We start from the raw sequence: 20,582 nt of genomic DNA on the forward strand, positions 1-20,582 counted from the left end.
AAAACCACTCCGCCGACAGCTGCGCTGCCTAGCGAAGTGGTTTCTCCCTCGTTCCCATCCTTGTCTAAGCTCCATGCCCTACCGTGAAGGAGCGCTTGCAAGACGTTTTGCCGTACGTATTCGGCTGAGGAATACTTGCCCCGCAATATAGAGAAGCAAGGCAATTTGCGGCACGACCGTTTCCCATGTCGGATAAATGCCGAGCCAATCAATCGACGGTACCTCAGTCACGCTATGTGCAGGCAGCTTGCTTGCAACTTGAAGCGAGTGGATGCTCTCGCCGAGGAAGCGGAACACGAGATAGTAGATCAGTGCCGACGCCGTAAGGAAGAACAGGCGAATCGGCAGCTTCACGCTAAAGTTAATGATGACGTAACCCAGTGCGATCAGCAGAACGAACGTAACGCCGAAGCCCAACGCCATCTGGCTAGGTGCGATAGACGGCGCCATCCCGATATAGAAAATCGTCGTCTCCGCTCCCTCGCGCGCAATCGCGAGGCAGCTTACTGCGAACAGCGACCATAAGCTGCCGCGACGCAGCGCCGATCCCATCGTCCGATCGATGTACTGGTTCCATGCTTGCATATTCGCTTTGCCGTGCAGCCAGCTGCCGACTGTCAGCATCAAGAGCACGGAGCCCAAACCCGCGAAGCCTTCGATCATCTCGCGCGTGCTGCCGGAGGAAGCTTTGGTCACTACATAAGTAAGCACCAGCGCCATGACTCCGCTGATCAGCAGGCCCGACCATACGCCAGACCAGACCCAGCGACGATGGTTTTGATTGCCCGTCTTCTTCAAGTACGCAAGCAGTGCGGACAAGACGAGAATAGCCTCTAAGCCTTCCCGCAATAAAATCGCCCCGGCATCCCATGCCGTATATTTCGCATCCGCTACGAACGGCTGAAGCTCGCCCTTCATCTCCGCGATCAGCGCTTTCGCCTTATCCAGCTGGGGCGGGTTTTCCAGCAAATAACCCGGCGCTTCCGTCATCTCGTTCTCAATGTCCCGATATACGGTAGAAGAACGGATCGATACTTGCCCTTCAACCGATGGCCATGTCCGAATGAACGTCTGCAGCTGCGCTTCCGCCTCTGCTGCCTTGCCAGCTTCCGCCAAGGATGCCGCTTGGTCCAATATCGCGATGAGATCGGCAACCTTCAAATCCGAATCAGCTGGCGCTGCATCCGCAAGCTTGTGCGCCGCATAATCGTTCAAGTAAGCGATAAGCGTTTGCGTATCTGCAGCCGCTTGCTCCGCGCGAGGCGGCTCTGCGCGCATCGCGATGCGAATCATGCTGATGCTCGTCTCGATGCTGCCATAAACACTCGTATTGTCCTCGCGGACAGCCTGCTCGACTTTGCGCCAGGTGCCCTCCATGATGCGATAATCCGCGTTAGCTGCAGACCAATCCGCCCCTTGGATATGGCCAAGGAGATCCGTCAGCTGGGGCACTAGCATCGAAGCAGCCTTAGGGCCGGAGAGGATGTCGCTCTTCGTTGCCGCCTTCTTATAGGCATTAACCGCGCCCGCCAAGTCCGCCAGCGCTTGCTTGGCAGCTGCCGGATCGGTCTTCGATTGCTCGATTGCCTTGCTCGCAGCTTCGAATGTCTCATTCACACGCTGCGCAATGTCCTCTGCCGGCTCCGCTCCGACTGCGTCCCACTGCGCCTTCGCGTCAGTAATCGCCTTTACCGCTGCGTCGTGATCATCCCGGCCGATATCGACTAGCGCACCGCCGACAAGCGGCAGGATCGTATCCAGCAATTTGACGCCCTCTTGGCTCAAATCTGCCGAAGCAGCCGCTTTTGCAGTTGGAACTACAGCCCCATTACACGCCGCTACAACGATGAACGCGACTACGATCGCCAGCCAGCCGCATCGCTGCCTCCAGCCAGTCCTCCCTTGCTCACGCGCTGATCTTGCCCGATTTCCCCAACTTCTCATCCTTGTCGCTTCCTTTCCGCCATATAACCGCCACAGACCGATCCAACCGGCTTTAGCCGTTGCATCGGTCTGTACAAATCCATCACACAAGCGTTCTACAACAGCGTATCGCCGATGTAGCCGCCTTCCTTTACGCCCGGGAAGCAAGCGAATACAGCGCTCCCGTTATGCTCGATATACTCGTTCAACGCATCCGAGCTCGCAAGCCGCGTCTGCATCGGAATAAACTGCTTCGCTAAGCTGCGGTTATAGGCAATGAAGAGCAGCCCTGCGTCGAACTGTCCCGTCCGCTTATCCAGCCCGCTGGAATATGAGTAGGAACGACGCAAAATCTGAACGCCATCCTCCTTCGCAACGCGTACATGCGCGCCCATCGGGATAACAGGCTTGCCTTTCTCATCCTTACGGTCGAGATCGATCTTATCAAATTCATCTTTACTGCCAAGCGGAGCTCCGCTCGCACGATGGCGACCGAAGGTTGCTTCCTGATCGCCCAGCGTCGAGCGGTCCCATACCTCAACCCGAATCCGAATACGACGCACGATCATATAGCTGCCGCCAACCAACCACGATTGCCCATCGCCCGCTTGCGACCAAACAACCTCGTTCATTTTGGCGTCATCCTTCACATCCGGGTTGCCCGTTCCGTCCTTGAAGCCCATCAGATTGCGCGCTGTACCGCCGCTCGGATCAGAGCCGCCTGTACGCTGGAAGCCTTCCTGCGTCCAACGCAGCGCCGCTTTGCCGCGCGCGATGCGCGTCAGGTTGCGAATGGCCCGGAATGCCACCTGCATATCGTTCGCGCATACCTGCACGCCAAGATCGCCGCCAACCCATTCCTCGCGAAGTGCATCGCCGTTAAAAGCAGGCAAGTCTGCAAGCTCTGCAGGCTTTTTGCCCGCAAGCCCGAACCTTGCATCGAAAAACGAAGGTCCTACGCCGAACGTCAGCGTCGTTTTGGACGGCTGAAGTCCTGCAGCTTCCCCCGTGTCGGACGGCGGAACGCTAAGCTTTTCGTTATCTTCGCCAATCATCTGGCCCTTGGCCATAGTGGCCGAAGCCGCCGTCCATTGCTTGAACAACTCGCGCACCTCATCGATTGACGTCGTCGTCAGATCGAATGAAGCGAACAAGACAAAATCCTGCGCGGGCGTCGTAATGCCTGCCTGATGCGCGCCATAGAAAGGAATCTCCTCATGATAACCGTCAGCCGGCGCGCCTGATGCAGCGGCGCTGCCATCTTCATTCGACTTAAACAAAGCGCCGATGCCAGCGCCGCCGAGCAAAAGCCCCGCGCCGCCAATACCGGCCATTTTGAGCAAATCGCGTCTGCTGATCTTCGACTTGCCTAGATCCTCATTGCTGCTCTTTGTATGATCGTTAGTCGCCATTGGCTATTAAACTCCTAGCGCTTTGCCCATTTGGGAAAGCGGTTCTGCCAGTGCGTCAAGCGCTTGGCTAAGGGCACGCGTGTCTTCTTGTTTAAGCTCGGTGTAAGGCACATAGCCGTCACCCGATTTATATTTGGCGAGCAGCTCGTTCAGCGTCGTGAACTTCTCACCGATGCTTTTCTCGAGTGCCGCATCCTTCTCTGCAAGCTCAGGCTTCAGCAGCTCGTAGATTTTGTTCGCGCCTTCTACGTTGGCAACAAAATCATACAAGTCTGTACGGGAGTAACGCTCCTCCTCGCCTGTTACTTTGGAGGACGACACCTCGTTCAACAGCTCAACCGCACCCGTCGTCAGCATCGCCGTGTCCACTTCGACCGTCTCCATCAATGCGCGCATCGATTTGACATCGTTAAGCAAACGGTCAGCATACTCCTCGTATCCTGCTGTCTTCTTATCCACCCAGAGACCTTTCTCGATCCGGTGGAAGCCGCGCCATTCCTTATCGTCTACGTCGCCTTCCCGAGCATCGATATTCGGGTCAAAATCGCCCAGCGCCTCTGCGATCGGCTCGATCCGTTCATAGTACATGCGCGTCGGCGCATACAGGCTTTTAGCCGTTTCCAGGTCGCCGCCTTTAACCGCTGCAACGAACTTCTCCGTTTCCACAATGAGCTGATCGCTCTGCTCGATCGAGAATTGGCGATATTGCGCCAGCACGTCCTTCAGTTTCTCGTTCAAATCAGTGGAAGCGTCCGTCGCTTTCGTGTCAGTCTCTTGTGTTTGTGCAGCCTCAACCGGCTTGTCGGTTTCCTTTTCCTTCGAATCAGACGAGCACCCTGTGAATACAACCGACATCGATAATACAAGTGCTACAAACGTTAATCTAGCTTTCATCGTGAACAACCTCTCCTCAGCAACTTAATAATATATGAAATCTATGGGCTCTACCCTTGTAAACTTTTTGTAAGATTACGGTTCATACCATAAGACTATCCAATTTGCAGTATATTCGCTATTGATAATCATTGTCAACGTTCAATTTAATCCTTCCAAAATCGTTCACATTTGGGTGGATCGTCCTAGCAAACAAGCCTTCCTCTGCATACCGTATGAAGACGAAGCTTGTACGTCTGATAGGAACCTTTTTCAGGCAGAGGAGGAATTGAATCGATGATTGCATATGTTCTAGGTGGCGCTATCGGCGCTGTGCTTATCCTTTCAATATGGGGAAGCCTGTATTGGCGAGAGCGATGGCTTGAATCCTATATAATGGAAGAGGAAGAACCTGACGGCCCATATAACGTTATTTTACGCAAAAAATCGCCCTATCAAAAAATAGCAGTCGCAGAGTCAGACGGCATCTATCATTTATACGCCGATGGCAGCGAGATGCTAAGCACGGACAAAGCCGAGGACCAGTACGCGGAAGCCATTGTTCATATCCCGATGGCTGCGGCCCGCAACCGCGAGTCTGTGCTCATCATCGGCTCAGGCGCAGGCATTACCGCTCGCGAGGTGCTCCGCTATGAGGAGGTCGAATCGATAACAGCCGTTGACCTCGATCCGCTCATCGTCGAGATGGGCCGAACCTTCGAGCCGTTCGTCGCCTTTACGCGCGGCTCATTGAACGATCCACGCGTCACAACGGTATTAGAGGATGGGCGGACTTTTATCGAAACAAGCAATGACCGTTGGAACGTCATTATTATCGATCTACCCGATCCATCCATGCAGGCGCCAGCATTAAACAAGCTTTTTTCAGTTGAGTTCTACCGGTTGCTCAAAACGCGGCTGCATCCCGGAGGAGCTATCGCAATCGCCTGCTCGGTCGTATCGACGTCACCCGAGTATCTCGCAGCTGTTCGAGCAACGCTCAAGACAGCAGGCTTCAGCGTTGCGCCCTACCACTGGGACTATATTGTCGAGTTCGCGGTCGACTGGGGCTTCTGCCTAGCCACGCTAAGGCCGATGGACGTGCTCTCGCTAGAGCCGCTCGTTTCCGTGCAGCATTTGTCAGAGGAACGGCTGGAGGACATGTTCCGCCTGCCGCGTTATTTGCGCGTGGAATGGGACGAGGATGAGGTGCAGACGGATAAAAATACGCTGTTGGCGGACATTTTAGCCGGTGAGTTTCAAGACTATTAGCCTCGGTGGTGGAGCGACCGGCCCGCTCCGGGACCGATAGGGCAGATTTTTGTGCCCTATTCGCACTGCCGGCCCGCCTCGGGACCAATAGGGCAGATTTTTGTGCCCTATTCGCACTGCCGGCCCGCCTCGGGACCAATAGGGCAGATTTTTGTGCCCTATTCGCACTGCCGGCCCGCCTCGGGCCGAATAGGGCAGATTTTTGTGCCCTATTCGCACTGCCGGCCCGCTCCGGGCCGATGTTCGTATGAGGATCAGACTTTCCTAAACGGATTAATAATCAGGATAAACCATTTTATCAATCATCACGAAAGATTTTAAATTATTAATAATACTTCAACCTCTTTATTCCCCAGTATCACTAGACTGTAGCTCCTATTATTGTAAAGGCCGAGCCTTTTAACAGAAAGCGCTTTATTTTACACGTTATTTCCCGGGAATTAATAAAACCGAAAGCATGTTTTGCTTCCGGTTCCTTTACTCCTTTCCTCTATCCGATAAAGCTAATCCAACTGAAAATCGCCGCTGCCTGTGCGAACCTTCAGCTTTATCTCCCCGTCACCGAACATCCCTACAATACGTGATCGATTCTCGCCTCGCTCACTACCGCTGAAGCCCTCCCACCGAATCCGACCATCGCCCGAACCAGCGTCAAAATCGATGGCAAGCGACTTCGGCGCCACCGCCAGCTTAACTTTAATATCACCGCTGCCCGTTCTCAGATCCGTATTGCGCTCAATGGCGTACTGGTCTAACCGAATATTGCCCGAGCCCGTATCCATTTGAAACTCAGCTTTGCTCTCGATTACCTTAATGTTGCCACTGCCCGAGCGAATCCATCCACGATCACCCGTCAATTGACTCGCCGTTATATTGCCCGAGCCCGTATGCAGCTGAATCATTTGCTTCGTCTTCACATTACTGATCACTAAGTCACCGCTGCCTGTATCCAAATCAATGTCCACGGACCCCACGTCTTTCGCATGAATATTCCCGCTGCCTGTATGCATGCGTACCGTGTTCCACTCTGCATCGGGCAGCTCGATCGCCAGCTCCAGGTTGCTCCAATTGAGCCAGTTCAACCAGCCTTTCGGACGGTCAATTCCGATTTCTAATGTGTCCCCGCGGCGCTCCGACCGAATTGCAAGCTCTTCACTCAACCGTTCGCTTACGTTTCCCGTTAATCGAATGCCAATCGTATCCCCTTTGCTGCGGACAAGAACGACATCCGCGCTCTCTACGCTCAGATAAATGTTCCTAATCCCTTCGGCAGCAGCCGACTGGCTTTGAGCGATCCGTTCTTTTTTCCAAAACATAAAGGTGCCACTACTCTTTGTTCCTTGCTGTGCAGATGCAACAATGCCAACTAATCCAGCAATAATAAGCACGACGCCAATTCCCACCCTTCGATTCATGTACATTCACCTCCCGATTCAAGCAGTTGCTTAGTTAGCTTCAGCTTATCATGCGAGTTGAATCAGGCGCATTCATCCGACGGCGTATTCGCTCCCCGCCTGCGGTCCAGTTCCTTGCAGTCTGTAATCATCCTCCTTTTGCCTCATATATACTCCGCTGCTATGTACGCGTTATTTACCATCTCCCTCGCATTGGCTTGCCATGTTACAATAGAATCATATGATTGAAAGGAGTGAAGCGGTATGCGCACTTATATCGTGTACGATCTAGAATTTACCGTCCTCCGCAAGCAGCAGTATGCAGCCGACATTATTGAGATCGGTGCCGTCAAATTGACCGATGGCGACCAAGGCCCGATTGAAATTGATCGATTCCAAACGTATGTGAAGCCGGAGCGCAATAAAGTGATTACGACGCACACGACAGAGTTTACTGGCATCACGCAAGAACAGGTCGACGCTGCGCCAACTTTTCCAGATGCAATTGATTTGTTCCGGCAATGGATTGGCGATACAACATACTATTTATGCTCGTGGGGACCAGACGATAAACAGCATTTTGTCCGTCAATGCCGTGACATGAAGATCGAGCTCAACTGGCTGCGCAACATGAACGATCTCCAGTTGTATTATACAAAGCTGCAAGGCAATGATGCCAGCAAGCGAATTGGCTTAGCAAGAGCGCTTGAAACCGCTGGATTCGTCTTCGACGGCGCCCAGCATCGCGCACTGGATGATGCAGCTAACACAGCTCGATTGTTCGTCCGCATGTTTGATCAGATTACGCTTGAGCAAAATAATGCGGCAGACGACCCGCTCTATGAGACGAAGCTTGTCTATTCCAGCAGCGATGATGGCGACGAAGGCCATAACCCGTTTGGTCATCTTGCCTCGTTGTTCAATAAACCACAGTAGAAGCCCCTATAAGGGGCTTCCGCTCGTTTGTTACCCTCGTCTACATCACTAGACGAACCGGTCGTTTCGTGAATCGATTGGCATAAGCAGATGCTCCATATGATTCTGGTTTGGTTCGCGGCGTGTACATGCCCATCGCTTTCACCCTTCCGATCATCTCATCCACATACAAGGATGTCGGATTGCGGATTGGTTCCGTTCCTGCATCAATATCGATGAATGTTTCCAGCGATGCCCCTTGATACACGTACGGCATTAGCAACTCCTCAATTCGCGTGAACAAAGGCTCCATGAAGAAATACCCCGTTTCCTGAGACAGTGCCGTTTCCAACGAAAGCTTCTCCCGCAAGGATGTTACCGGCCTCATCACAACCGACTGCCGATAGCACGCCCATACCCCTTTTCCCAGCCTTCGAATGATGACACCCGTTACGAATTTCGTATAATCACGAAACACCTGGCTGTCTGTTCCAATGACGAACTGGTAAGGCGCCCTCACATCCTGCGAGACGAAGTGAACAATTCGAGCGCTGACATCCTCTACTGTCATCCGAGACTCCGACACGTTCTGAAACAGCATATCTCCGTGATAAGCTACTACGCTCTTCTTGCCCATCGTCGTCTTCGCCACCTGTCTGTTTGACGCCCCGCCTATGTAAGCAAATGAGGCCGTCAATCTCAGTGTTCCGAATAGTGGAAGGTAGCTTGAAATAAAAAATCGCCGCCAAGCTACGCGTACACTGCAAAGCAGTATACGGCAGCTTGTTAAACGGCGACTTCTGATTAGGTATAGAGCAACGATCATTACTGTGTCTACCTATAGCGTATCCATTAACCTTGCTTCTTGTCAACCCGCCGTCTTTATACGATGTCCCATCGGAAATACTTGCGGCTGATTACGATCCCTAACCCGACAATCACCGACAAAACAATTACATCCACAAGGCTTGAAGAGGTGAACAACTGGCCTGACCAACCGTTCTGCAAAAGATGAACCGCATATTTCAGCGGAATAAGCGCCGCTACATTCTGCAAGCTGCTCGGCAGCGACTCAAGCGGAATAGTCGCCCCCGACAAAAACATCATCGGATACAACGCTACGAACCCGATGGCCATTGCGCTCTGAAACTTTTTGGCGATACTGGCTACGACGAAGCCGATAGCGAAAAATGCACCCGCTGACAGCAACAGCGCCATGACAAACTGTGCCACGTTGATCACAAGAGATGCATGGAAAGCAAGTCTGGCGATAATAATAATTTCTAGCGTGCCTGCAAATACCGCGAACAGCCCTTTGGTTAATATCGCTTGCACGATAACTGCCGGATGAAGCGGCGTTCCCTTAAGCCTCTTGTACACGCCTCGCTCACGATCTATTACTGCCTGTAAGCCGATAATGAAAAAACCTGACGTGAACAATACGATGCCAATCATGCCCGGTATATACCGACTTAAGTATTGTGAAACATCCGACTGCTGCGCCTCAAACATCTTACCGAAAAAGTAAAAGCAAGCAGCCGGCATAACAAACACAAAGAATAATCCAATAATCTCACGGAAAAACAGCCGAAGCTCCATCTTGGTGTGCATCAACATCGATTGCATTAGGCCGTCTCTCCCCTCCACCTTAACGACGTTAACTGAAGATTCATTTGATCGACTTCGTTGATCCCGAATGACAGTTTGCGTTTGATTTCTTGTGGGGTATTGCATAAAGATAGTTCCCCTCCTACGATCAACGCAACGCGATCACAATGCTGTTGAGCCTCTTCCATCTGTGAGGTTGAGACTACGATGGTCTTACCTTCTCCACGCAGACGCTTCAAAATAGTCCAAAGCTCCGTCTGAGCCTGAGGCTCAAGCCCAGAAGATGGCTCGTCCAAAAAAATAATATCTGGATCGTTCACCAAAGCAAGTGCGAATGCAACACGTTGTTTCCAATTTTCCGTTAAATCCATAACATATTGATTCAAGTAGGGCTGCAAAGCTAGCATCGAAATAATTTCGTTCAAATTCCGTTTCTTCTTGTAATAAGAGCGAAAAAGCTGCAATACTTCCTTCACTTTGATCCGATCATGAAGCGAAGTATCCTGCAATTGAAAACCTATCCGCTGCTTCAATTGATCAGCGTATTTATCCGCATCCATACCCAATAGATGCAGCTGACCGCTATCCGCTTTCTGAATACCAATCAACAACTCAATCAATGTTGTTTTGCCGGATCCTCTAGGACCGATCACACCGAATATCTCGCCTCGATGGATGCGCAGCGTAATGCCGCGTATCGCTCGAATCATGCCATATGATTTCAACATGCCCGTGGCATCGATTGCGTAACCCGAAATGAATATCCCTCCAATCCTTACGGACCCTCAACCAGAGCCAGTCCGTCGTATTACAATCGTATACCAAGCGTGTCGATTTATCACCGAAATCTACCATGCATAGCCCCGCATAAACATTGCGTGTCGACGCAACCGCCCCGCATGAATACAATAAAAGCCTATCAAACGGTACATCACCGCATGATAGGCTTGGTATTATTTGTTATACACTACGAGTTATACGTAAGATCCCGCTCATTAATCAATCCTAATCGATTCGCTTCAACAATCGCCTCTGATCGTGATCGAACGCCGAGCTTCTCGAATATACGAGTCAAGTTATACTCTACCGTACGCTGGCTGATATACAGCTTAGCCGCAATCTCCTTATTGCTGCCTCCGCTTGCGACTTCTCGAAGGATCAACTGCTCCTTCTCATTGATCGAGACTTCTTCCACGGTCTTGCCGTCCGTCTGCTGGAAGCGAACCTCGCTGCGTCTCAACTGCTTTAATAATTGAATAGGCACGACTGCCTCTCCACGCAACGCGCAACGGATTGCAGTAATCAACTGTTCACGCGTTGCCGCCTTGCTAATAAAACCGGAAACGCCCGAATCCATAAGCATATTGTAATGGGAAGCAAGGTCATAGCCGGTATAAATCAACACGATCGCATCCGCATTCGCCATTGTCACCCGTTTGGTCAGCTCAAGTCCGCTAATCACCGGCATGTTTAGATCAAATAACATAAGATCGTAGGTTTCATGTTCAAGCTTCTCCAACGCTTCAACGCCGGAGAATACGATCGTCACTTTGATATCCGGGTCCTGCTCAATCATATGTCTGGTTCCTTCTCCAACAGAAGGATGGTCGTCCACCAATAATACGCGTATCATGCCGATTCCTCCTCGCTGCCCCGGAACTCGGCACTTTCATCCTCCGGAAGCGGAATCATAATTTCAACTTCTAGTCCTTGTCCTGGTGCAGTTCGGAAATAAGTCTCGCCTTCTAGACCGGACACCCGTTCGCGGATGCCCGACAACCCCATATGCTTGAAGGAGGACTGAAGTCGTTCCAGTTCCATCCCGACTCCGTTATCTTTATAACGGTAAAAGATCTGCTGTTGATTATAGTGCAGCAGCAGCTCTTGCGTGATGCGATAGAGCGAGAGCACAAGCTCATCGCTAATCTCCACTCGAAAATCCTGATGACTGAACGTTATCGTGTAGTTTGCGTTCAACTGTGTGTGCGTACATAAATTTTCAATTGCTTCGATCACGCCCATTTCTTTCAAAAACGGCGGACGCAGCTCGTTACAGGTTTCACGAATTTGATGAATGACATCCAATAGTCCCTCGCGAATATCCTCTAGCTTCGAACGGGTAACCGTTGGCAATTGCTCATCATGCGTAATCGCTTCGAGCTTGCGGTACCAGAGCAGTTGATCCTGCAATGCCGAATCATGGAGATCGCTTGCCAGCTTCCGGCGCTCCTTCTCCGAAAGCTGGAATAACAAGCGGAGCACCCATGGAGGCGCTTCCTCGCCCCGCTTCGTATCCAAATCATGAATGAGCCCTTCAATGAGCTGCAAATTCTGATACACGAAGCCGACGTAGGTCATAATTGTTCGCAGCCAAACCTTCTCATCATGGTTGTATTCCATATGATTTTCTTTATCGTCGATCCAGACAAAATGCTGCGTCCCTCTGCCTTGACCAATCAAATAGCAATAACCCTGAGACATTTTCAAGGAATCCCCGACTCCGGATCGTGATGACATACTGCTATTAAGCTCTGACAGCAAAGCCTCAGACGGTACAACGCCTTGGCTCCACTTCAACATAAGGATATTACCCTCAACTCTTCGTTCGATAAACCCTATTGATTGAATAGGCAGCAATCCCGTCACTTCGTCGGCCAAGCACCGTTCAAGCTCCGATACTTTCATTACATTCGAGACTCGGCGTGAGAAGCTTTCCAAGCTTTGTTCGAATTCGTGTGCACCTTTAATAACTTTATTGCGGAATTTACGATCAAGCACTTCCTTGGCGTATAAGAATAAAACAATCATTACATAACCGACCAGAAACGTTTGAATCCATTGAATCGGTTGAATTGTTCGCTCGAAAAAAGTCAATCCAATCCCTGCAACAATTAACAATGCTGGAAGAATTGCTATTAAACAATAATACCGCAACCTGCTCATAATAAATTCAATATCCAACAGCTGATTTGAAGCTACCAGATAGGAGTATGTTAAGGGCAATAACAACAAAAATAAGCCTGCGACACTTGGATCGATGATCATGTGGCCAAAGATCATCATTGGAAACACATCTAATAAAATTAATGGTAGAAATGCACCTATATTACTGATCATCATATACTTCAGCAATGCGCGATGAGATGTATTTCGATAACGAAAATACATTCGAGCTTGTATGAGGAAGGCAAATGTCATCCCGGCACTAAACACTAAAAAAAGTGCCGTAGAGGAACTTCCGGATTTTTGGAAAATCGAAACTATGCTTAAACCTTGAGCAAAAAAGACTAACCCCCATACTGACATAATGGCGTACCAAATGTATACCGCTTTGCGGTTAACAACATAAATTCCTGCTCTGCTAAAATAGTTATGCAAGAAGTGAACAAAAAAAGCAGGGGCAAACGTTACTGTAAGCTTCATTACTATTCCAGCGAGTTTGTCGCCCCTGGTATTCCCGCCTGCAGCCAAATAACCGATCGATACAGACAACAGAAACAATATCAATAGAAGGGCAGCACGATCATGTGGTTTCTTGTAAATGATAAAAGACGAAAATGTAAATAGCAAAATGAATAATGACATTGGAATAACCAATTGATTCAAAGATATCGGCTGTTTATTTGATTTAGAAAAATCAAAATGAAGCAGTGTCCCATTTCGATCAACGTGAATACTTTTAGCGCTAGTTATTCCTTTATTACGAGTCAACTGCTCACTATCTGGCGATTTATAGTCAATTTCAATTAATATATCTCCAACTATAATCCCTTCACTCGCTGCCCAGGAGTCAGCATATATGTCCGATACAATCCATTTATCAGAAACTTGTCTTACACCGATCCCCATATACGGAAGACTAAGTTGCAAAACAGTAAGCCATCCCGCCAATATTAGCGTAATAAGCATCACTAGCCAACGCCCATATTTTTTACTCACCATACAACCAATGCTCCTTAAAGCAAGTTAAGCCGGCACGTGATAAACACGTTACCGGCCTCGTATTGTTTACTATATCTTAATCCCACCAGTATTGCCCGCGATTCAATTTATCCTCTGGAGATTTTTGCGCTCGCATAATTTCAATCATTACCTGATGTTCGGTTGCGCTTACACCTGCAGGCACGAGACGACCTTGAAGGAATTGGCTCATCATTTCAGGGCTTTGTTTGAGTTGAGCGATCACGTTTTTAATCATCGTGACTACCACCTTTTTTTTATATTTATCTGAGTTGCTGTAAGCCTATTGCTATTATATCATGAGGCTCGACGGACTTACATCCTAATATACACTGCTAGATTCCACATCTGTATTGCGTGTAGTATTGCGGTCCCATGCATACTCGGATATATACTTCGCGTTGCATTTCGATTAACCATAATTAAGGCAATTGTCCTTTAAAGATGATTCCTACTACATAAGGGGCGTAGCTTGTCCTCTTCATAATTGGACGACAGTTGGCTGCTTTATCCCTCAATGGTACCGAAGCTCTACCATCAGGCCGTTTCCTCTTCACTCCCCCGAAACTCGGCACTATCATCCTCTACAAGCGGAATAATAATTTCAATTTCCAGACCTTGTCCTGGTGCAGTACGGAAATAAGTTTCGCCCTCTAAACCTGAGACCCGCTCCCGGATTCCGGATAACCCCATGTGCTCAAACGAAGTCTGCAGCCGATCCATCTCCATCCCAACACCATTGTCCTTATAACGATAGAAAATTTGCTGTTGATGATAATGCAGCAGCAGCTCAACACTCGTCGCATTGGAATGCTTTATCCCGTTACGCAGCAACTCTTGTGTAATCCGATAGAGCGCCAGCACATGCTCATCGCCCATCTCCACTCGAAAATCCTGATGACAAAATGTAATGGTATAATTTGCATTCAACTGCGTATGCGCACATAGATTTTCAATCGCTTCAATTATGCCCATTTCCTTCAAAAAAGGGGGCCGAAGCTCATTGCAAGTTTCACGAATCTGATGAATGACGTCCAATAATCCCTCTCTGACTCCCTCTAACTCTATACGAGTTGCCATCGGCAACTGCTCATCATCATGCGTAATCGCCTCAAGCTTACGATACCATAGCAGTTGGTCTTGAAGCGCTGAATCGTGAAGATCACTTGCCAGCAGTCGGCGCTCCTTTTCCGCTAGTTGGAATAATAAACGGAGTACCCATGGCGGCGGTTCCTCTCCTTGCTTGGTATCAAGATCATGGACGAGCCCTTCGATTAACTGAAGATTTTGATAGACGAAGCCAACATACGTAATAATGGTTCGCAACCATATCTTCTCATCATGATTGTACTCCATATGATTCGATTTATCATCAATCCATACAAAATGCTGCGTACCTCGACCATGTCCGATCATATAACAATATCCTCTGGGTAGTTTTATTGCATCTCCGACACTCGGATGTGCAGGCATTGTGCAATAAAGATCTGACAACAATGACTCAAGCGGTTCGAGGCCTTGTGTTGACTTTAATGTCATTACATTGCTTTCAATTTGACGTTCGACAAACCCAATTGAATGAACAGGTAGCAGTCCCAACAATTCATTAGTTAAGCACCGCTCTAGCTCCGATACTTTCATTACATTCGAGACCCTTCGCGAGAAGCTCTCTATACTTTGTTCGAATTCTTGTACACCCTTGACCACTTTATTGCGTAAATTTCGATCAAGCACTTCCTTCGCATATAGGAATAAAACAACGGTTACATAGGTTACTAAAAATGTTTGCACCCATTGCACTTCTTGAATATTTCGCTCAAAAAGAATCAGACCAATACCTGCGACGATCATAAATGTTGGAAATAATGCTATGATGTAAAAATAACGGAGCCTGCTCACAATAAAATCAATATCCAGCAGTTGGTTAGAGGCCACCAAATAGGAGTAAGTTAGTGGCAAAAACAATAAAAATGAGCCTGCTACGCCTGGATTGATGATCAAATGCTTAAGAATAATTGCCGGAAGTATGATGAAGATAATTAAAGGCATAAAGGCTCCGATATTGCCGATCATCATATACTTCAGCAGTGCGCGGTGCGTTGTATTTCGATAACGAATATACATTCTAGCCTGTATGAGAGAGGCGCACACCATCCCTATACTAAACATAATAAATAATGGAATCGTCGCACTCCCGGGTTTCTGAAAAATCAAAACCACGTTTAAAGCATCTACGACAAAAACAATACCCCACGCAGACATAATTATATACCACATACAAACCACTTTACGGTTTACAACATAAATCCCTGCCCTACTAAAATAGTTATGCAAAAAATGGATAAATAGCGCAGGGGAAAACGTTATAGTGAGCGCCTCTACCATCCAAACAAACCGATCTCCTCTTGAAGCTGCGCCAGTAGATAAATAACCAATCGCTACAAACATGAGAAACAATGTCAACAGTACTGCAGCACGATCATCTTTTTTCTTGTAAAGGATAAATGACGAAAATGTAAATAACAAAATAAATAAGGATAGTGGGATAACCAATTGATTCATCGATATGGGTTGTGTATAGGGATTGGAAAAATCAAATTGTAACAGCGTTCCATTTCGATTAATATCCATGCTTTTTATACTATTAACATTTCTTTCTTGAGATAATCTCTCGCTATCTGGCGGCATATGATCGACTGTAACCAATATATCGCCAACCTTTATCCCTTCGCTTGCAGCCCAAGAGTCTGTATATATCTTTGATACGACCCATTTATCAGACTCCAGTTTTAGATCAATCGCCATATAGGGGAGACTCAGTTGCACAATAGTAAGCCAAACTGACACTAGTAACGTCAGTATCATCACAAGCCAAATTCCGTACTTTTTGCTCACCATACATCCAATGCTCCTTAAAGCAAGTTAGCACTATATTTATAACTTTCTTCCTCCAAAAACTCCCTCACTATGCAAAACCACGCAGCCTTTCCTTCCACATCTCGTCGACAGGAAGCTGATCAATCCCGGCTTCCGCCTCATACTGCTTGAGCTTTGCATGAACAAGTCCGTATTCTACGCTCCCGCAGCCTTGAATATAATCCATAATTTCTGCCTTCCGCTTCAGCAGCTCGGCTTGTGTAATCTCCCCATCATAGTAGCTTCGTACGAGTGCAGCTTCCTCCGACTGCTGTTCCAGCACGTATTGAATTGGCAGCGTCTGCTTACGTTCCAGCAAATCATTACGTGTTTCCCACCGCTGCATGCCCTCCACATCGTTGCGTAATTGAGCCGCTATGCCTATTGCCCTTCCGTACGCTCCAATAAGCTCAGCGTGTTCATCAGTCGCAAGCGCTGCGCCTACTAAACATGCAGCCGCAACTAATGAACCGGACTTCTCTTCAATCATTTGGAGACACTCTTCCTCCGTCATCGGTTCATTCCGAAGGTCGGTATGCTGGCCGTTCACAGCACGAAGCACGCCTTGATTCAGATAAGTTGCAGCCCTCAGTTTACGATCGGAAGGACCGGGTACAGTAAGGATTAGATCCATGGACAACGATTGCAAGCCAATTGCGACATTCAGCGCTATCGCCGGATCAATTTGAGACCAAGGCACCTTAGGATTGTCTTTATCTTGTAGGTCATCATATATGTCCAATGCAAGGATCATAAGCTCAACGGCCGCTGCGCCAGCATCCGCCAGCTGTTCATCGCCGCCAAGCATGCGACAGTGCAATGCAGTAAGTTCGCCGAAGATGCCCCCCTCCGACTGTTTATACGCTATAAATTGCTCTGCCAGTTGACGAAGCTCAGGCTCATATAGCGCACCGGCACCCGCCGTACGCAATCGTGCATTAATGGTTGCATACACCGTGGACATGGTTGCAGCCCTCCCTATCAATCTCTTATTACTAATGTACTACATTTCGAGATGTATAGGGAAATCCCTTCCAGAAACAGCTGCTCTTCACAATCGAAATCGTTTTTTATTACACAAAAAAACTCCCCTTGGCCTGTTACGCCAAAGGGAGGCATTGGTAAGATGTCCTACAGTATTCTATTACTCTACTACCGCAATGCTAAGCTCACAAAGACGCTGTGCTACTCTTGCCAAATAATATTCATAGGCTGGCGTCATGCCGAGCCGGTTATTCATCATATGAATGTGAGACCAAGCGATGGAACGCATTGCCTCTAACTGGTCTTCTGCCGTCTTAGCTGGTTGTCCTGTATAAGGGACGAGCAATTTCCCCATCATGGCAAGATCCTCAAGGCGCGAATGTGCTTCGCCAACCATGATCGACCATGCTTCAAGCACCTCGTCTTGCGGTACGTCAGATCCAACTAGCGATGACATCGAGATGCGGCCAGCTAATGTTCTAGCTTCATCCATTGCCTGCAGATCGTAACGCATCTTGCCTTCCTTCGTGTTCAAGAATACACTCCAGTAATCTGCGTATGCTGCGAAGAAAGACGACAGCTCGTCACGCGTAACGCCAAAGCGCGCAGCTGTGATCACCATCATACTGACGGCAGGAACCATTCTTCTAGAACGACTATTGACAGAACGACTGATAATAATAGCTGCCGTCTCGCTAGAGCGTTGGAACAAGCGCTCGCTGATTGGCATCGCCGTAACGCCGCCATATCTAGCAAACTCAGGTTCATATTCTAGCTCCACAACAGGCGCGAGATCATACTCCAGCGCTGCAGAAGCTTCCCGTACGGAGAATGGTGTGACGTTATCCTTCCATTCCTCCTCATCATGCTCCTGCACCATGAGCGGCATGCTCTTAAGGAAACGTTCGCCGGCTGACCTAATTCGGCGCATGGCCGTTTCCGTTGGTCGGAATAACCGCAATCGCAAGTGTGCACCTCCACCAGAGTAGCGTGTGTAAAACCAGCTGAGGATTTCGCCCTTCTCATGCATTCTCATCACGATAATCAGCAGCTTCTCTACTAATACATGCTCTTGGAGCTTAGTCCCACGGCAAAACAAATGCAACGCTTTCCAGCCATCATACCGAACGTTCGTCATCCGTCATCCCTCTTCTCTTCTCAGGCATTCTTCATTAATTAGACCGTCTCTATCAAGATCCCCTCGACCGCCAATCAACGACCATCTTTCACTATTAGTATCATACTAGAAAATGCGTTTAGTTCTCACCGACTATCCATACCGCAATTACCACAAATGTGTTGCGTGATGCCCTACCGGTTTTCCGTCATGATGATGCGGTGATGTTACCCTGCCCCTTACGATGTAACCAATATTTCCCGTCATTACAGCATTCTAAGGTGACATCGATGTCAGACCCCCGTTAACAAAAACAAAATAAGCACCGCAAAACACGCAATGGCGTTTCTAAGCGAACAACATTTTGGTGCAAAACCTGCTGCCGTTAGCAGTAAAATTGCTGTCGAAATACACCGAAAAACGGGGACCATTGTATATGGCCCCCGCTGAATGATCGTGACTATTCACTTATTAATAGGAATTGCCGCCGGGCTTTTGCTGATTGCTTTGATCCGACTGAATCCCCTGCTGTTGCTGCTGATTGCCGTATTGTCCCGGCTGCCGCTTCGCTGGCTCCGGTTGTTGCTGCGGCTGTTGCTTGGGTTACTATTGCGGTTGCTCGAGTTGCTGTTGCGGTTGTTGCTGCTCCCGGCCCTCGCCTGCGCCTTGACCGCCCGTATCGCATCCATACGCATACAGGAAAGGACTTTTCAATTTCATATTCATCTTCTACGTCATACATTATTTAGCATGCTGCCTCAACCAGTTCAGCATATCATCAATCGTTTTTACCGGAACAATATTCAAATGAGGCGCTCCGAGAATAGCTTCACTAGCTTCGCTCGCTGGAACGAAGAATACGTCGGCATCCGTCCGATTGACGGCGTATGCCTTTTGCCTCACCCCGCCTACCGGACCTACGCTGCCATCAGGCTCAATCGTCCCCGTCCCTGCGACCCGCCAGCCATAGGTCACGCCGCTTGGCGTCAGCTGATCCATAATCGTCAGCGTGAGCATTGCCCCATGTGATGGGCCGCCGATATGCGCGAGCGGTCGTTCGAAGTGGACATTCCGCGGAATATCATAGCGATATGCCGTTTGTACCGAGATGCCGAATACAGCCCGCTTCTTCATGCTGTTCTGCTCATCTTCCATGATGCTCGTTGGCGCCGCAACCGATAGCTGCTGCCCTTGGCGACTGAGCGTGACCTGAGCCGTTGAACCCGGCGTTACTGCAGCCATGGCTTTATTCAGCGTCACGATATCCGAAACGGAGGCGCCTTCGATCCCGGTAATGAGATCTCCCGCCTTCAAAGCACCTCGCGCGGCTCCTTCTGACGAGACGGCCATGATCGTCACGCCTTCCTCCACAGCCCCTTTGCCCAAGCCAAGCTTACCCATTGCGACTGCCGCAGCGACCGATTCCGCCTCTGTTTTCATCGCAACAACCTCCGCGTAAGCTTCGCGCAGCGGCGGCTCATTAGCCGGCACAGGATTGAGCTCATAGATCGGCAGCAGCCGAGCTAGCAGCCAGTCGGCAGGGAAAGCTCTCCGTTCAAACACGAGCACGCCTCGCAATCGGCCATGATCCTTCCCGCCCTCCGTCTGAGCATAGTGGTTCATGTTCATCGTTAATCCCGGATAAGTCACATTATAGGGAATCGGCATTACGAATAATGCTAGCAATAGCAGCTGAATGACAAGCGCCACACTGCTTTTGAACGGAAAACGGTGTCTTCGCCCAGATTGCGCCAGCTCGATTACGAATAGATCCCATACAACGAACAGCCAAGCAATGGCCAGCAGCCCGATATTGATCGTTAAGCCTCGAGACGAGAGCAGAACGAAAGCTATCGCTAGCACGCTTCCTGCCACCGCACCAACGCGAGGCACGAGCCGAACGCCTCCCCACGCTCTACCGCGAAGCTTCACGACATTCTTCCGTTCATAGCGCCACGCCTGCCACGCACCAACAAGCCATAGCAACGGGACAAGCGCCAACGCATACAGCAACCCGTCAATGGTCTCAAGCCACGTCAAGCCGCCCGGCCATACGAACGGATCAGGTACCCAGATAAGCTCGGCGGCCGCAATATATGCGATAGCAAGCAGCATGCCTGCAACGTACCAGCCCCATGCGCGATTTCGATTAAGCATGCCTGACCTTGACCTCCCCTTATTACTGACAGTCTGTCTAATTATACCACT

The 20,582-nt window shown here is 49.2% G+C and carries 16 protein-coding genes; 2 read left to right on the plus strand and 14 right to left on the minus strand.

All coding sequences use genetic code 11. From position 1 onward, the window contains the following. Positions 1 to 78: 78 nt before the first annotated feature. The 3 genes from PAECUDRAFT_RS12475 to efeO all read right to left on the minus strand — a co-directional run bounded on the left by PAECUDRAFT_RS12475 (position 79) and on the right by efeO (position 4,229). Positions 79 to 1,944 (minus strand): FTR1 family iron permease, encoded by a 1,866-nt coding sequence (locus PAECUDRAFT_RS12475; protein WP_006038464.1) that lies wholly within the window; start codon positions 1,942 to 1,944, stop codon positions 79 to 81. A gap of 95 nt (positions 1,945 to 2,039) precedes the next feature. Further along, positions 2,040 to 3,335 (minus strand): iron uptake transporter deferrochelatase/peroxidase subunit, encoded by a 1,296-nt coding sequence (gene efeB / locus PAECUDRAFT_RS12480; protein ID WP_006038465.1) that lies wholly within the window; start codon positions 3,333 to 3,335, stop codon positions 2,040 to 2,042. Positions 3,336 to 3,341: 6 nt separating this feature from the next. Then, positions 3,342 to 4,229: an iron uptake system protein EfeO gene (gene efeO, locus PAECUDRAFT_RS12485; protein ID WP_006038466.1), complete on the minus strand. Its 888-nt coding sequence runs from the start codon at positions 4,227 to 4,229 to the stop codon at positions 3,342 to 3,344. A gap of 276 nt (positions 4,230 to 4,505) precedes the next feature. Between efeO and PAECUDRAFT_RS12490 the strand changes: the two genes are divergently transcribed. Continuing rightward, the gene (locus PAECUDRAFT_RS12490) at positions 4,506 to 5,480 is read left to right on the plus strand and encodes a spermine/spermidine synthase domain-containing protein (RefSeq protein ID WP_006038467.1); all 975 of its coding nucleotides are present in this window, start codon (positions 4,506 to 4,508) and stop codon (positions 5,478 to 5,480) included. A gap of 503 nt (positions 5,481 to 5,983) precedes the next feature. Here the strand turns inward: PAECUDRAFT_RS12490 and PAECUDRAFT_RS24680 are convergent. Continuing rightward, positions 5,984 to 6,895: a DUF4097 family beta strand repeat-containing protein gene (locus PAECUDRAFT_RS24680; RefSeq protein WP_006038468.1), complete on the minus strand. Its 912-nt coding sequence runs from the start codon at positions 6,893 to 6,895 to the stop codon at positions 5,984 to 5,986. 243 nt (positions 6,896 to 7,138) lie between these two features. On the opposite strand from PAECUDRAFT_RS24680, the gene PAECUDRAFT_RS12500 reads away from it, so the two are divergent. Continuing rightward, positions 7,139 to 7,810, plus strand: a complete 672-nt coding sequence (locus PAECUDRAFT_RS12500) for a 3'-5' exonuclease (RefSeq protein WP_006038469.1) — start codon at positions 7,139 to 7,141, stop codon at positions 7,808 to 7,810. 40 nt (positions 7,811 to 7,850) lie between these two features. On the opposite strand, the gene PAECUDRAFT_RS12505 is transcribed toward PAECUDRAFT_RS12500, so the two are convergent. From PAECUDRAFT_RS12505 to PAECUDRAFT_RS12555, 10 genes are all read right to left on the minus strand, one after another. Beyond that, the gene (locus tag PAECUDRAFT_RS12505; RefSeq protein ID WP_006038470.1) at positions 7,851 to 8,426 is read right to left on the minus strand and encodes a ribonuclease H-like YkuK family protein; all 576 of its coding nucleotides are present in this window, start codon (positions 8,424 to 8,426) and stop codon (positions 7,851 to 7,853) included. A 245-nt stretch (positions 8,427 to 8,671) separates the two neighbouring features. Continuing rightward, the gene (locus PAECUDRAFT_RS12510) at positions 8,672 to 9,415 is read right to left on the minus strand and encodes an ABC transporter permease (RefSeq protein WP_006038471.1); all 744 of its coding nucleotides are present in this window, start codon (positions 9,413 to 9,415) and stop codon (positions 8,672 to 8,674) included. Continuing rightward, complete coding sequence (locus tag PAECUDRAFT_RS12515; RefSeq protein WP_158306247.1) at positions 9,415 to 10,107, minus strand: ABC transporter ATP-binding protein; 693 nt, start codon at positions 10,105 to 10,107, stop codon at positions 9,415 to 9,417. The genes PAECUDRAFT_RS12510 and PAECUDRAFT_RS12515 overlap by 1 nt, the downstream gene beginning before the upstream one ends. A 257-nt stretch (positions 10,108 to 10,364) precedes the next feature. Beyond that, complete coding sequence (locus PAECUDRAFT_RS12520) at positions 10,365 to 11,030, minus strand: response regulator transcription factor (protein WP_006038473.1); 666 nt, start codon at positions 11,028 to 11,030, stop codon at positions 10,365 to 10,367. Then, positions 11,027 to 13,339 carry a sensor histidine kinase gene (locus PAECUDRAFT_RS25290; RefSeq protein ID WP_006038474.1) on the minus strand — a complete coding sequence of 771 codons (2,313 nt, stop codon included), beginning with the start codon at positions 13,337 to 13,339 and terminating at the stop codon, positions 11,027 to 11,029. The genes PAECUDRAFT_RS12520 and PAECUDRAFT_RS25290 overlap by 4 nt, the downstream gene beginning before the upstream one ends. A gap of 76 nt (positions 13,340 to 13,415) precedes the next feature. Beyond that, positions 13,416 to 13,595 carry a competence pheromone ComX gene (gene comX / locus PAECUDRAFT_RS12530; RefSeq protein ID WP_006038475.1) on the minus strand — a complete coding sequence of 60 codons (180 nt, stop codon included), beginning with the start codon at positions 13,593 to 13,595 and terminating at the stop codon, positions 13,416 to 13,418. A 299-nt stretch (positions 13,596 to 13,894) separates the two neighbouring features. Further along, entirely contained in the window at positions 13,895 to 16,255 is a 2,361-nt protein-coding gene (locus PAECUDRAFT_RS12535) for a sensor histidine kinase (protein ID WP_006038476.1), read from the minus strand. 67 nt (positions 16,256 to 16,322) lie between these two features. Beyond that, positions 16,323 to 17,237, minus strand: coding sequence for a polyprenyl synthetase family protein (locus tag PAECUDRAFT_RS12540; RefSeq protein ID WP_006038477.1), 915 nt, complete (start codon positions 17,235 to 17,237; stop codon positions 16,323 to 16,325). A gap of 180 nt (positions 17,238 to 17,417) precedes the next feature. Next, positions 17,418 to 18,395 carry a thiopeptide-type bacteriocin biosynthesis protein gene (locus PAECUDRAFT_RS12545; protein WP_006038479.1) on the minus strand — a complete coding sequence of 326 codons (978 nt, stop codon included), beginning with the start codon at positions 18,393 to 18,395 and terminating at the stop codon, positions 17,418 to 17,420. A 720-nt stretch (positions 18,396 to 19,115) separates the two neighbouring features. Then, a complete protein-coding gene (locus tag PAECUDRAFT_RS12555) occupies positions 19,116 to 20,531 on the minus strand; it encodes a PDZ domain-containing protein (protein ID WP_006038480.1) in 1,416 nt (471 codons plus the stop codon). Positions 20,532 to 20,582: the final 51 nt, after the last annotated feature.

Origin of the sequence: Paenibacillus curdlanolyticus YK9 (assembly GCF_000179615.1) — a bacterium.
GTDB lineage: Bacteria > Bacillota > Bacilli > Paenibacillales > Paenibacillaceae > Paenibacillus_T > Paenibacillus_T curdlanolyticus.

Coding starts and splice junctions, on each gene's coding strand:
- PAECUDRAFT_RS12475 (WP_006038464.1), bottom strand. CDS start 1,944: ATGAGAAGTTGGGGAAATCGGGCAAGATCAGCGCGTGAGCAAGGGAGG.
- efeB (WP_006038465.1), bottom strand. CDS start 3,335: ATGGCGACTAACGATCATACAAAGAGCAGCAATGAGGATCTAGGCAAG.
- efeO (WP_006038466.1), bottom strand. CDS start 4,229: ATGAAAGCTAGATTAACGTTTGTAGCACTTGTATTATCGATGTCGGTT.
- PAECUDRAFT_RS12490 (WP_006038467.1), top strand. CDS start 4,506: ATGATTGCATATGTTCTAGGTGGCGCTATCGGCGCTGTGCTTATCCTT.
- PAECUDRAFT_RS24680 (WP_006038468.1), bottom strand. CDS start 6,895: ATGAATCGAAGGGTGGGAATTGGCGTCGTGCTTATTATTGCTGGATTA.
- PAECUDRAFT_RS12500 (WP_006038469.1), top strand. CDS start 7,139: ATGCGCACTTATATCGTGTACGATCTAGAATTTACCGTCCTCCGCAAG.
- PAECUDRAFT_RS12505 (WP_006038470.1), bottom strand. CDS start 8,426: ATGGGCAAGAAGAGCGTAGTAGCTTATCACGGAGATATGCTGTTTCAG.
- PAECUDRAFT_RS12510 (WP_006038471.1), bottom strand. CDS start 9,415: ATGCAATCGATGTTGATGCACACCAAGATGGAGCTTCGGCTGTTTTTC.
- PAECUDRAFT_RS12515 (WP_158306247.1), bottom strand. CDS start 10,107: ATGATTCGAGCGATACGCGGCATTACGCTGCGCATCCATCGAGGCGAG.
- PAECUDRAFT_RS12520 (WP_006038473.1), bottom strand. CDS start 11,030: ATGATACGCGTATTATTGGTGGACGACCATCCTTCTGTTGGAGAAGGA.
- PAECUDRAFT_RS25290 (WP_006038474.1), bottom strand. CDS start 13,339: ATGGTGAGTAAAAAATATGGGCGTTGGCTAGTGATGCTTATTACGCTA.
- comX (WP_006038475.1), bottom strand. CDS start 13,595: ATGATTAAAAACGTGATCGCTCAACTCAAACAAAGCCCTGAAATGATG.
- PAECUDRAFT_RS12535 (WP_006038476.1), bottom strand. CDS start 16,255: ATGGTGAGCAAAAAGTACGGAATTTGGCTTGTGATGATACTGACGTTA.
- PAECUDRAFT_RS12540 (WP_006038477.1), bottom strand. CDS start 17,237: ATGTCCACGGTGTATGCAACCATTAATGCACGATTGCGTACGGCGGGT.
- PAECUDRAFT_RS12545 (WP_006038479.1), bottom strand. CDS start 18,395: ATGACGAACGTTCGGTATGATGGCTGGAAAGCGTTGCATTTGTTTTGC.
- PAECUDRAFT_RS12555 (WP_006038480.1), bottom strand. CDS start 20,531: ATGCTTAATCGAAATCGCGCATGGGGCTGGTACGTTGCAGGCATGCTG.